We start from the raw sequence: 15,008 nt of genomic DNA, 5'->3' as shown, positions 1-15,008 counted from the left end.
CATGGGGCAGATCAAATTGGAAACTATCAATATGCTTATGATAATTTATCAGGAACATCAATGGCTACTCCTAACGTTGCTGGGGTTGCGGCTTTATTATTACAAGCAAACCCTAACTTGACACCAGCTCAAATAAAAGAAACGTTAATGAATACAGCGGATCCGTTAAATGGTTCTTATAGTGTGTTTGAATCAGGTGCAGGACAAGTTGATCCATATGAGGCAATACATTCTAAATCAAGAGTTGAAGTAGTTGATGAAACAAAAGGTGTTTTAGATAAAAAAGGCAATCTAAAAACAGTAGAAGATTTAACGGGTGCCTTAGCATTTGGCATACATGCACCAGCGGGTTCTAACTTAAGTGACCAACGTTCACTGAATATCTATAATAATAGCAATCAAGTAAAAACGTTCGACGTAAATGTTTCGTTCCAAACAGGTCGTCGAGGCTCATTAGATGCAGATGCAAACGGAGTCATGATCGTAACAGATAAGTCCGTTAAAATAGGGGCAAATTCGAAAAAGAAATCAACTGTTGCGATCACTGTTCCAAAATCAGCTGCACTTGGAACATATGAAGGATTTGTCACTTATACAAATCATGATAATCCAAATGAAACATATCAAGTACCATTTGCAATTAAAACGGTCGAAGAAGGAATGAACCCTGTAACACTTTCGCCACAAACATTTACACAAGTATTCGATTCTGCATATGCTGGTCAATTAGTTTATACAACAGCAAGATTTAGTCTAAAATCTCATATGCGCACAATCGATGTCATTCTTGAAGATGGAAAAACGAATAAAGACTTAGGTTTCGTCGGCACTTTTGATGGATTATTAATGAATGAAAATGTGAATCTTGCAATCTCTAAAGTATTTAGTGGATTTTACTATGCTTCTACAGGCGATGAAAACCATCCATTTGCTTATGATAAAGATTTAGCAAAACCAGGTTATTATAAACTGAAATTTGTTGCGACAAATGATGCAGGGCGTACATTTATTCAAGAAGCACCTTTCTATTTTGATAATCTTGCTCCTAAGATGACAATCAATAGCCAAGATGTAGTTGAATATGCACCAGGTCAAAGTACAGTCAATGTAACTGGTTCGGTTTTTGACAAAGAAACAGAAGAGATGAAAAACCTTGGACTTCCTTTCACACAAGCAAGTACTAAACTATATTATCAAGATCAATTTGGAGGATCTGCAAAATCAATTCCTTTAAATGAAGATGGTACATTCTCAATCAATATACCAACCAATGCAACAAGGCCAATGTTACTATCATTTTATGCACTTGACGCGGCATCTAATAAAACATTCAAAGAAGGTAGAGAGATTTACTTCACTAGAAATGACATGCCATATGGATTCCTACAGCCTGAAAAAAGAGTAGGTAATATGGGAGAAACTGTTCATTCGACTTTAAGCTTAAATAAAGTAAGCAATGTAAAGCAAGCTGTGTTTACGTTTTACCATATTAACGATGTTGCAACACTTAATGTAAAACCACATCCGAGCGTTGCGGATAAAGTTGATGTCAAATTCGAAGATTCTTTTCTTGGCGGTAATACGTATCAAGCAACAGTAACTGTTACTTTAAAGGATGGAGTTGCACCTCTAACTGGTAACCTATCTTTAGTCGATGTTGCTTCTACATTCAGTAACACGTATACTGCACAAGCTGCGATCTGGCAGAACTACTTATCAAGCGTAACGTATACAGATACAAATAGTTCGACAAAAACGGTTTTTGGTAGTAATCCAGGGTTATATAGTAATCCTACATCTTCATTGGTTCGCGGTGGATTGGATGCTGAAGCCTTTGAACTATATTATGGAGTACCTGGAAATCAACAACCAAATGGTTCTTTTCCTTATTCAACAATGGGGATTAAAGTAAAAGCAATAGGGCCAGATGGAAAAGTTTTTAATGGAACAATTGATTCTAGAGCAGGTACGACAACTTTTGGCGTTCCAAATCTTCCACTGAATGATGATGTATATGAATTACAATTAGATGTACCAGGCCACTTCACAGTTCACAAGAACTTTACTGTTGGATTCCATGAAGATGGAAAAGTCATCAATCAAAATCTATTTTTACGAAATAATCCAGCGATCGCAGGTGATGTGAATAAAGATGATGTGATTGATGTAATGGATGCATTGTATATTCAAACTTATTGGGGAACAAACAAACGTGCAGCTGATATAAACTTTGATGGTACAGTAGATGCTAAAGATATGACATTTATAGAAGAAAATTACTTAATGCAAAATCCAACAATCAATTATGCACCAGCTCCTAAAAAGAAATATAAGAATCAAACCTTAGAAAGTGTAAAAAGTGCATTAGGAATACAATAATAATAGTGGAAGAGCAACTACTTGATGTGTAGTTGCTCTTTTAATTTATTGATAACACCCTACCATCATATTTTTTGCATTCACATTGCACAAAAATTGCATAGACTTACTAGAAACAATAGAAAGAACAGACTATTAATGAATAAAATTACATTGACCGCTTGGTTTAATGGATTTAATTGGACCTTCGTGTTTCAGACAGTCCTACAACGTTAGGGAAGGATCTAGCGAATGAAAGGATCGTTACTTCAATAAAAGAAGCAATTCGCCATAATGTTGTTGGTTTAGGGGTTTCGGTTTTTATCGGTTCTGACTATGGAACTCAAACAGTAACGAATCTAGCTCAGGTTGTAACTGATGAATACCTGTACTTGGAATTAATGCAGTCGGAAAAGAGCTTGAAAAACGGGATGCGAGGTTTTTAGCATTAGCTTCAAGAGTTCTTGCTGAAATGGGAACCGATATTGTTAAGACTTATTACTGCGACGACTTTGAACAGGTAACGAGTATGTGCCCGGTTCCAATCGTTATTGCAGGCGGCCCAAAATTTAATACAATTCGTGAGGCACTAGAAATTACGTATAATGCTATGGAGCAAGGTGCAGCTGGGGTGGATATGGGAAGAAATATTTGGCAATCACAGCATCCTCTTGCAATGATCCAAGCGATACATTCCATCGTCCATAAAGGATTCACAGTAAATGAAGCGGTAGATTTATATGAATCTTCTTCAAAAGTAAAAGCTTAATCTAAGATTTTAAAGGTTACTATGCAAAAAAACATGGACACGAGGCGTTTACTTATCACTATTTATGAACTCCAATTAGCAATATGAAACATATGTCTATTATAACAACAATAATAAAAACAATTATAATGATAATGTTATTGTTGATGCTGTTATTGATATAAATTGAAAAGAGGTGAAATCACTCTTACTCAATGGTTTTCCGTATTAAAACTTAGAACATGAATAATCATATTCAGATGTTTTTGATTCTAATGCCTCGGAAAATTTCATTCTTTTGTTATACTATACCGATTACCTATTCTTTGATTGCTACGGTACAGCGGGGATCGCCTAATCAATAACTGGTGGATACACTGGTGTTCTTAGGAATCCCCTTTTTCAAACAACCCATAAGGTTGTTAAGGAGAGGTAATTCAATAAACTATTTGGAAGTTTTGGAGAACAAGTTGTAATTTTAACTTTTTAAAGTAAGAGCATTTCTTTGAAATGAGAAATGCTTTTTATTTTGTCAAAATTATAAGAATATTTCTATTCGCTCATAAATTTTATTACGCCAATTTTTAAACCCTTTAGAGTAATTTGTATATGCAGAAATTAGAGCTTCTTCCCCATATTGCTTATAAAAAGCTAACAAGTTTCTACGTTTTTCCTATGAACATCGATAGATTTTCCGATAAAGCAAAGAGATCATTCGCCATTCAGATATTTTTGAATGGCTATTATTTTTTGATTCAAAGAAATTTTAGTTTGGCTTTTTTTTAACCTCAGTTAAGAATGTACTTTAACTTGTTTTATATAATTATTTTAGAAAAATTATTTGTTGAAATTTACCGATTAATATTTAGTAGTTGAATGAATTTTTCAAAATAGCAATTTTATCAATTGTCATTACAATGTAATTAGGTTTTTCTGAAGATTATAAAAATAATTAGAAAGGACTTGAAGAGGATAAATATTTTTATGATTCAGCGAAAAAGATTGTCTTTAATTTTTGGAAAAATCGAATTTTACAGTTGCTAGAACATGAAACTAAGGGGGATTAGTATGCAGTTGAAAACTCTAAATCGTATATTTGCAATTACAGTGATAGCCGGTGTACTGGTATCAAGTTCTATGCCGTACAACACATTGGCACAAAGCCCACTTGAAGTAAAGTCAATTGATAACGCCGAGCAAGTATTAATGAAATTGACGGATGCGCAAAGACAAGCGCTAGAAGAATTGGATGCAAGGCCGGGCTTTGTAATAGCGCCAAACATTGATACACATAGCCCAGAATTGGTAAACGTTATTGTCGAATTTAACCAAGCACCAGCGAAAGTTGAAGTGATGAAGCAGGCAGTAAAAGGATTGCGTATGACGACGAAAGAGGCATCTGTAAAGATAGAAAAAGCTCATAGCGAGTTTAAACATAGTTTTGAAGTATTAAAAAATCAAAAAAGTGGAAGTCCACAGTTAAAAGAGTCAAAGATTACGAGAGAATATCGTACTGCTTTAACAGGCGTAGCGATGACTATTCCTGGTACAGCTGTGGAAGATCTCCTGTCTTCTGGCGTAGTTAAACGTGTTTGGAAGGACGAGATGGTACAGCTTGACCTTCCGGCAGAACCGAAAATAGCTTCTGAATCCCAAATGATGGACAGCCTTCCGCAAATTGGAGTCGATAAGCTACATGCGGAAAAAGTGACTGGAAAAGGAATTAAAGTCGGTGTGATAGACACAGGGATTGACTACAACCATCCGGATTTAAAATATGCATACCAAGGCTATCGTGCATCATTTGGATCAGATCCGAAAGCAATCGATCCGAACACGGTAAAAGGATGGGACTTTGTTGATAACGATGCAGATCCGATGGAAACAACGTACAAAAATTGGCAGGATTCAAAACAGCCGGAGATCAATCCATCTTCAGGATCTGCTTATTATACAGAGCATGGTACGCACGTATCAGGTACCATTGCTGGGGAGCAGAAAAACAACGTAGATTATGCGGTAGAAGGGGTTGCCCCTGATGTAGATTTATACAGCTATCGCGTGCTTGGTCCATACGGTTCTGGTGCTACAGCTGGTGTCATTGCAGGCATTGATAAAGCAATTTCAGATGGTATGGATGTAATCAATCTATCTCTGGGGAATTCCTTAAATGACCCGCTTTATCCAACATCTGTTGCGATTAACAATGCGATGCTGTCGGGTGTAGTCTCAGTTGTAGCGGCAGGAAATGCAGGTCCAAATGAACTAACACTTGGTGCTCCAGCAACCTCTGCACTTGGCATTACCGTGGGCGCAAGTGATTTTGCGATGAATATCCCAACGTTTACATCCATGAGTGCAGGTGAGCAAACAGTTAAGAACGTTAAGCTGTTAGGAAAAAACTATAAAGACAAGCTGGAAACTCTCCAAAATCAATCGATGCAGGTAATGTTTGCCGGACTTGGTAAAGCGACTGATTTTGAAGGGAAAGATTTTACTGGAAAAATTGCCTTGATCGAACGTGGTGAACTAGCATTTATCGATAAAATCAAAAATGCGGCAAAAGCAGGTGCAAAAGCGGTTATTATCTATAACAATATCGAAGGAGAAATCCCTTCGTATCTAGGAGAAGCTATGGAGCTTATTCCATCTTTCAGTTTAACGCAAGCGGATGGAAAACGCTTGAAAGAATTAGGTGATAACACTTCGCTTACATTCGGAGCATTGGCAAACACACAAACAGAAGGTGACAGTCTAGCAAGCTTTAGTTCTAGGGGACCTGTTGCGGGAAGTTATGATATTAAACCGGATGTAGTGGCACCGGGTGTAGCGATCTTCTCGACGATTCCTGAGTATATCAATAGCCCAGAAGACGGAGTAGATTACACAACGGCTTATACGCGTTTACAAGGAACGTCCATGGCGACTCCTCACGTAACGGGGGTAGCGGCATTGGTGCTGCAAAAACATCCAGAGTATACTCCATTTGATGTCAAAGCGGCTTTAATGAACACAGCGGTAGATTTAAAAGGAGACAATTCTGTATTTGAACAAGGTGCGGGACGCATCGATGCTTATGATGCTGTACATACTGATATCTCCATTAAAGTGATGGATACAACGCAAACGATTGAAAACGGTCAAGTTATAAATGTAAATGATGAAACAGGTTCAATTTCATTTGGAAGCCATTACCAATTAGAGAATGGATCGATTGAAGACAGCCGGAAAGTTGTTATTAAAAATCACGGAGAAGAAGATAAAACATTCAATATAGAAGTAGAATATCACGGGGAACGAACAGGTATCAAAGATGCGGTAGCAAACGGCATAAAACTAGATGTACCGAGTAGCGTCACTGTTGCAGGCGGCAAATCAAGTGAAATGCAACCAAAGATTACGGTCCCTCAAAGTGCTGCAGCAGGCCGTTATGAAGGTTACATCCATGTGACAAATACAAACAATCCAAGTGAAACATACCAAGTTCCGTTTACGATCCGTGTGGCAGAAAAAGGAATTGAATCTTTAGAATTATCAAGATCTGCAGCCGCGAATGATGTCAGAGTCCATCCATTCTATACACCAATAATTGGAGCAAAGCTTCAATTGAAAAGTCCAATGCAATCGATCGATATAGTTTTAAAAGATGAAAAGACAGATAAAGCAATTGGTTATTTGGGGACATTGAATGCGAGCACTATGAAAGCAGATGTAACTTATACTATTACTAGTATGTATACAGGCTATATAAACCCGTTTACAAACGATCCTCAAAATCCAATCAGCAGTGAAAAAATCCTAGTACCAGAAGGGAATTATAAATTTGAACTGATTGGTCATGACGAACAAGGTAAATCTTACTCTCTCAGCCAAGTGTTCATTGTAGACAATACAGCTCCAGAAGTGACGTTTAAGGACTATCAACCAGGTGTGATAGAAGTAGATGATTCGATGTATACAGACGAAGATAGTTATCATGCACTTTGGGTTCATGGAAAAGTATATGATTCTACTATTGATGTACTGAAAGGAAAAGGGGTCAATGGTGTAGATCAGTCTAAAAATCAATTAGCATATTACCCACAAACTTCTGCTTTTCCAGGCTTCATTCCAGTAAAAGCAAATGGAGATATTAAATTTGGTGTGCTTCCAGAAGAGATTGCAACCAAGCCGTATCAGCTTAGATTATTAGCAACTGATTACGCAACAGCAGCAAACTTTCCTGGCGGAGTGCTATATTATTATTTTGTAAAGCAAGGAACGGAATATGCGACAAATGATTACAATAAGGAAGAAGTCAGAAAAGGAGGTACAATCACAACAACATTAACTGTGAATAACGTGAAACAGCTTGTATCCGGGGAATTTGGAATGCGTTATGAAAAGGCTTTCTTCCAATACATGAATGTAAAGGCAAGTAAGCAATTTAAAGAATATGCAAAGAAGAATCATCTTTCTATTAATTTAAAAGATCCTGTTATTACAGGGGATTCGAGATGGAACACAGTGAAAGTAGGAGCATCTATCGAGGGCAGTAATTTTGCAGGAATGGACGGGGATATGCCGTTCTTGGATGTAACCTTTAAGGCAATAAGTGATAGCTTTTATGATGTTGCTTACGCGATTTCACTTCCTACGAAGAACTTCACTTATTTGAAAGCAGGACAAGAACAGTCAATCAGCATTCCGTATTTTGCTTACAATATGTTTAATTTGATTTCAACGCATTCAGTGATAAGTGGGAAAATTAAACCAGAAGGTTTCTTGAATGCAACAGGATCTTTAAACAATAAAATCGACTATTCTAAAATCGGAGCAAAAGTGTACGCGAAGGCCGCAAATGGAAAAGTGTACAAGGGCACGATTAGTGCAAGCGGATCATACAAGATAGAAGGAGTCCTAGCTTCCAGTGAAGCATATACTCTATATCTTGAAATTCCGGGGCATTTAACAGGCGTTTTGAAGGGCCAGTTTGGCAAACAAAAGGGCGGAGAATGGCTTGGGCAATCCTATAGCGATATAAACTTCCCATTAACATATGCAGGTGACGTGAACAAGGATCGAGTCATTGATATTCGAGATGTACAATCGGTTGCTAATACGTACGGCACAAACACGCCGGTAAAAGAAGACATCAATCAAGACAATTCTGTAAACGAAACGGATATCCGCTTTGTAGAAAAGAATTTCTTGCGCATTGGTCTTGATGCACAGAACAATAAACAGCCGAAAGAAACCCTCAATAAAAAAGGGGTGACTGATTTCTTACATGAATTGGGTCTTGAGCCTAAAAATTAAGAGTTTTTAATTCTTTAATTGAAGCCCTGATTTCCTTTTGTTTAGCAGGAAATCAGGGCTATTTTAGTTAGTTATGGACAAATCAGATAATGCTTGTGAGAATTCAAATGTTTTCAAAGTCCTTTAGTTGATCGAAAGGCAGTATATTATACATATTGATTTTTATTACGATATTTATCGACTAATTTTTTTGCATACATGTTTGCTTTTTGTACATTTTGTTTTTCCATGTAATAGTCAAATAATTTAATTTGATAATGCTCGATGACTGGAAAGATCCCCATCTCATGTAAAAATGGTAAAACGTCCGTTTCTAAGAAGTGAAAATATTCGTCTGTTAAGTTTTGAAGTCTAAACTGGTGAAGTTTAAAAATGTGGATGAACATTCGTGCGTTACTTTTTTCCGCTAAACGTAATCCCTCTTCGACTAGTGAAAGTAACTCCTTATTTGATAATAAATTTCCTTTAGTCATTGAATTAATATACCCTTCAAGAGACCCTAGATAGTAGTTAGATTCTTTATCTCGAAATTGCATCGATTTCTTATAAAGCTCACTTGCATCCATAAATTGATTAGCCCGTAATTTATGGTAAGCAAAATTATGATAAAGAATATGTAACTGGTGATTTAGACCGTATTCTAATGACATTTCAATTAGACGATGGTATTCTTCTTTACTTGTATTACTGTTATCAGTTTCTTCAAGCTGAATGAGCATAAGTATTTCGGCTTCCATAACCCGAGAAAAACAATGATGTTCATTAAAAAATTGTGATGCTTTATTCGCATAATAGTATGCTAAAACTCTAGAATTTGTCGAATGGTAGGCTAATGCAAGATCATAATAAAACTCTTTATTATTATATTCGTTTGAATTAATTTCTTTTAGCAATGAAATGGCTTCGATGTAATTATTTTTAAATTTGAGTTGATAGATTGCTTGATTATGAAGATGAAGGTTTTCTTCAAATCGGCTTAAATGTTTGCTGTTTTCTAATTTTTTTAGCTTTTTTTTCGCTAATTTCTCATTATTTTTAAATAAATAGTATTTCGTAAGGATAAGAGTATAAAGTTGAAAAAAATTAGATATTTGGATAAGTGGATAGGCTTCTAATTGTTCTTTTAAATGATCTGCTTTTACGGTTATTTTCATAGTAATGGACTGAAACCAGTCCTTTAGTAGCTTGTCTAAACTCATATATGTTTGGATTTCATCTTCCATAATGATATTAAGTCGTTCAGCTAATAAGGTAATAGTATTGTCAGAAACCTCTGTAAGACCCCTTTCAATTTTACTCACATGAGTAGTAGAACAAATACCTTCTCCTAATTCAGTTTGTGTCATATTTCTATGTTGTCTATAAAATTGTATAATTTTTCCTTCAATCAACGTTTCTCCCTCGCTTAAGTTAGTTTTCGTAATATATTTAATAATAACCCCAAATTTGAAGAAAGTATTCAGGTTTTTTTTGGATGATTTTATACTATTTGTGTGATTTTAAGGGAAAAAAGTAGGGTTTTTGTCGATTATTTGTCAAAATGAAGGATTTACTGTCAATTGGTTTGTGAAATTTAGTAGGTCTATTGGACTATCAAAAAACCCCGATAGTGTGTAATTTAATGATAGAATATAATTTAAATAGGAATTTGATATTTTGAATTTTGGAAAATTTCAAATTTTTTGTTTAATGTAAATTGCTTGTACACATAAATAAGGGGGATTAAACATGGGGAGAGCGAAATTAAATCGTGTTGTTGCAAGTACAGTAATAGCTGGAGTACTGGCATCAGGCACGGTACCATTTAATGTATTGGCGCAAGGGAATCAAGATCAAACAGTTGATCAAGCTAAACAAGTTTTAATGAAATTAACGGATGCACAACGAAAGTCGCTTCAAGAAATTGATGCAAAACCAGCCTTTGTTATTGCACCTTCTATTGATACAAAAAGTCCTAATTTAGTTAACGTAATTGTTGAATTTAATCAAGCCCCAGCAAAAGTCGAAGTCATGAAACAAGCCGCAAAAGGATTACGCATGACATCTAAAACGGCTGCTGCAAAGGTAGAAGACGCTCATAGTGAGTTTAAACAAAGTTTTCAAGCTTTAAAGAATCAAAGAAGTGCCAGCCCGCAGTTAAAAGAGTCGAAGATTACGAGAGAATACCGTTCAGCATTTACGGGCGTGGCAATGACAATTCCAGGATCAGAAATTGAAAATTTAGTCGCATCTGGTGAAGTTAAACGTGTATGGAAAGACGACGTGGTCAAGCTTGAGTTGCCAACTGAAACGAAAGCAGCTTCAGAATCCAAAATGATGGACAGCATTCCTCAAATTAGAGTGGACAAGCTTCATTCAGAGAAAATAACTGGAAAAGGCATAAAAGTCGGTGTAATTGATACAGGTATTGATTACAATCACCCGGATTTAAAATATGCTTACCAAGGATTTCGCTCTTCATTTGGTGATCCAAAAGCAGTAGAACCGGACATGGTAAAAGGTTGGGATTTTGTTGATAATGACGCTGATCCGATGGAAACAACGTATAAAGATTGGAAGGCATCTAACCAACCGGAAATCGATCCAACTTCAGGATCTGCTTACTATACAGAGCACGGCACACATGTATCTGGTACAATCGCAGGTGAGCAGAAAAATAGTGTTGATTATGCGGTAGAGGGAGTAGCTCCGGATGTAGACCTATACGGCTATCGCGTCCTTGGTGCATATGGTTCTGGTGCGACATCAGCTGTTATTGCCGGTATTGATAAAGCAGTTGCAGACGGTATGGATGTCATCAACCTATCATTAGGTGGTGGCGGAAATGATCCACTAGATCCAACAGCTATAGCGATTAACAATGCGATGCTTTCCGGTGTAGTATCAGTTGTAGCAGCAGGAAATAATGGACCAGACGAAAAAACTCTGCATTCTCCAGGTACAGCCGCGCTTGCTATTACGGTTGGCGCAAGTGACTTTGCGATGAACATCCCAACGCTTACGAAAATCAGTGCAGGTAGTCAAACAATTGAGAATGTAAAGTTGTTAGGAAAAAATTTCACAGACAATTTAGAAACACTAAAAGGCCAATCCATGCAGGTGATGTTTGCCGGGTTAGGAAAGACGACTGACTTTACTGGAAAAGATCTGACTGGAAAAATCGCGCTAATTCAGCGCGGTGAGGTTACATTTGATGAGAAAGTGAAAAATGCAGCGAAGGCTGGAGCAAAAGCAGTCATTGTTTATAACAATATAGATGGAGAAATCACTTCTTATTTAGGGGAAGAGATGGGACTTATTCCAGCTTTCCGCTTAACAAAAGCTGACGGTGAGAAATTAAAAGCACTAGGAGATAACACATCTCTTACATTTGGAGAGTTGACAAACGTTCAAACAGAAGGGGATAGCTTAGCTAGCTTTAGTTCACGAGGACCTGTTGGTGGCACGTATGATATTAAACCGGATGTAGTCGCACCGGGTGTAGCGATCTTCTCGACGATTCCAGAGTATATTAATAGCCCAGAAGAAGGAGTGGATTACACTACAGCTTATGCGCGTTTACAAGGAACGTCTATGGCGACTCCTCACGTAGCAGGTGTGGCGGCATTAATTTTACAAGCCCACCCGGGATATACGCCATTTGATGTCAAGTCAGCTTTGATGAACACAGCAGTAGATTTAAAAGGTGATAACTCTGTGTTCGAACAAGGTGCGGGCCGTATTGATGCTTACAATGCGGTACACACTGATATCTCAATTAAAGTAATGGATACAACAGAAAATTTAGAAAATAATGCAATCGTAGAAATACCGAACGAAACAGGTTCTATTTCATTTGGTACTCATTATAAACCGGTTAGTGGACCGATTGAAGACTCACGTAAAATGGTCATTAAGAACAGTGGCGAAGAAGATAAAACATTCAACGTAGAAGTAGAGTATCACGGTGAGCGTACAGGTATCAAAGATGCAGTAGCAAATGGCATAAAGTTAGATGTGCCAAGTACTGTGGCAGTTGCAAGTGGCAAATCAGTCAATATCGAGCCAACAATTACGGTCCCTCAAGGTGCCGCAGAAGGTCGTTATGAAGGGTACATCCATGTCACGAATGCAAGTAACCCAGATGAAACATATCAAGTTCCATTTGCAATCAGAATCACAGATCGAGGAATTGAGTCGTTCCAACCTGATAGACCAGCAATGGCAAATAATACACCGAATTGGCAGTATATGAATCCAATTATTAATGCGACATTCAAATTAAAAAGTCCGATAGATACATTAGATGTCATCTTAAAGGACAATAAAACAGGAAAAGTAGTTGGGCTTGTAGCATCAATCAATGTGAAAACTGCAATACCTGATAATTCATACCGAGTTGGAAATTTATTTACAGGATATGTCCGTCCGTTTACAGGAGATCCGAATCAACCAATTTCAAATGAGTGGCTACAGGTACCAGAAGGGGATTTCACATTTGAAACAATTGGTACAGATGCAGAAGGAAAAACCTATACTAATGAATCATCTATCCTTGTAGACAACACAAAACCAGAAGTGAAGTTTGACAAAAAACCTGGTGTATATGAAATCAATGATTCAATGTACACCGAAGAAAATGGTAAGAAAGCGTTCTGGAATCATGGTAATGTAACAGATAGTTCAATAAACGTTTTAAAGTCTAAAGGATTGAATATTGATCAATCGGCAAACACAATGTATAGTTCCTTAACCTATAACGGACTTCCATATTATGGGGTTATTGACTGGCCGCCTGTAGCAGCAAACGGCGATGTAGAATATGGAATCGAATCAACTGATATCGCTAATGGACCATTTTATGTATATTTTGCTGCTTCAGACATTGCGTTGAATGTAAATTATAAAAAGTATATTTACCTAAAAGAAGGAACAGAGTACCTAACTTCGAGCTATGATAAACAGGAAGTGAAATTAGGAGATACTGTCACAATGACACTTAGTCTAAACAATGTGAAAAATCTTGTGTCAGGAAAATATGATGTGAAATATGATTCAGGGTTATACACCTTTAAAAACGTTAAATTAAACAATGCAATCAAGAAATATGCGAAACAAAATAGATTAGATGCTTTAGTAAGCGATCCAGCTTTTAAAGGAAGTGGAGTTTCTTCCCTAGTTACAGTCGGTGCCACACTAAGTGGATCTGAATTTAAAGGTTTGAACGAAGATATGCCGTTCTTAGACATTACATTCAAAGTAACGGGAGATGAATCGTATTACGGAGAATCTGATTTTAAAGTGACGACTTCTACTTATATGAAGGCAGGCCAATCAAATGCGGTAACTCTTCCATTTTACAGCACAGCTAATTTTGGTTTTGTATCGAAGCATTCAAAAATAACTGGAAGTATTTTACCTGAAGCATTCGCAAAAACAATTACTAGCGGATTAATCTTAACATCACGTGATTACACGAAAATTGGTGCAAAGATCTATGCAGTATCTCCAAGTGGAAAGAAATATAATGGGACAATCGATAGCCGCGGACAATTTACAATTTTAGGTGTACCGGCTTCTGCACAGAACTTTACTGTTGTAGTAGACATTCCAGGACATTTAAAAACGTATAAGCAAGTTATGACTGGTGTTATACGACAAGGTTCTTATTATGGACAAAGTATTGGATTGGCACAAATGAACCTTGGCCTTGCTGGTGATGTAAACGGTGATGATGTAGTCGACATTAAAGATGTTCAAAGTGTGGTTGATATGTATGGTACAGCTGATTCAGTTATCTTGGCACAAGATATTAACCAAGATGGTGTTGTAAATGAGACCGATGTTCGATTCATTGAGAAGAATTTTATGGAAAAATCACCAGAAGCAAAAAAAGAACCGCAAGCAACAGTGGGTAAAAAAGGATTAGATTACTACTTGAACTTGATCGGTCTGGAACCAAAGCATTAAATAAAATAGTAATGAGAAATGGGTAAGTAGTTCAGTTGATACGGAGAGACAATAGAATGGCAATATAATTTTTAAGACCAAATCGCTAAAAGATTTGGTCTTTTAGCTTATTTAGAAAGAACAAAATTTTGAATAGCTATACAAGCTTGAATAGATTTAATAAAGATATTAGAAATTTCCGTAATAGGTGCGGTTTTAAGATAGACCAGAGTTCGTCACTAATATAAACGACTTGATGTTAGTTTCTTATGGAACACACTCATTAAAGAAGCAAACAAAAGGAAGTGAAGCTATTGTCAGAATTTGACTGCTTCACTTCTTTTTGTTATTGCTAAAAATAAACTCTTCAAAATGGGTAGAAACAACATAGGAAAATTAAGTTTTCAGCTGAACTATTAAATTTCCTCGTTATTTTTTGAATTCAGGATAATTCTCAATTTGGAACCCACATAGTAATCTAGTATGATCGGAATTTTAAAATATAGTAATTAGTGGAAAAATATATCTGATATACTAAAAAAACTGAGTTTTGGTAATATCTGTTATTTTTTGTCGATAAATTTAAAAAAAATGATAATATTTTGCGAAATAAAGATACTGTCAACCCTCCATATAATCAAAATAGGATGGGAAAACAATCACAAAGGGGAAAAAG

Annotated in this window: 4 protein-coding genes and 1 pseudogene; 4 read left to right on the top strand and 1 reads right to left on the bottom strand. The window is 36.5% G+C overall.

Features of this window, described 5'->3' with window-relative positions; all coding sequences use genetic code 11:
- The 3 genes and pseudogenes from CN601_RS27920 to CN601_RS21180 form a co-directional block, all read left to right on the top strand.
- The coding region (locus CN601_RS27920; protein WP_179865639.1) for a S8 family serine peptidase at positions 1-2,379 on the top strand (2,379 nt) is incomplete at its 5' end.
- 185 nt (positions 2,380-2,564) lie between these two features.
- A pseudogene (locus tag CN601_RS21185) lies at positions 2,565-3,127 on the top strand (beta/alpha barrel domain-containing protein); the annotation flags it as partial.
- Between the two features lie 1,047 nt (positions 3,128-4,174).
- The gene (locus tag CN601_RS21180; RefSeq protein WP_098172264.1) at positions 4,175-8,404 is read left to right on the top strand and encodes a S8 family serine peptidase; all 4,230 of its coding nucleotides are present in this window, start codon (positions 4,175-4,177) and stop codon (positions 8,402-8,404) included.
- A 146-nt stretch (positions 8,405-8,550) separates the two neighbouring features.
- Here CN601_RS21180 and CN601_RS21175 read toward each other — a convergent pair whose 3' ends face one another.
- Positions 8,551-9,795, bottom strand: a complete 1,245-nt coding sequence (locus CN601_RS21175) for a helix-turn-helix domain-containing protein (RefSeq protein ID WP_098172263.1) — start codon at positions 9,793-9,795, stop codon at positions 8,551-8,553.
- Between the two features lie 337 nt (positions 9,796-10,132).
- Between CN601_RS21175 and CN601_RS21170 the strand changes: the two genes are divergently transcribed.
- Entirely contained in the window at positions 10,133-14,353 is a 4,221-nt protein-coding gene (locus CN601_RS21170; protein ID WP_098172262.1) for a S8 family serine peptidase, read from the top strand.
- The last annotated feature ends 655 nt before the right edge of the window (positions 14,354-15,008 follow it).

This window comes from Bacillus sp. AFS017336 (assembly GCF_002555445.1).
Classification (GTDB): domain Bacteria; phylum Bacillota; class Bacilli; order Bacillales; family Bacillaceae_G; genus Gottfriedia.
This window is presented reverse-complemented; position numbering and strand designations above follow the sequence as displayed.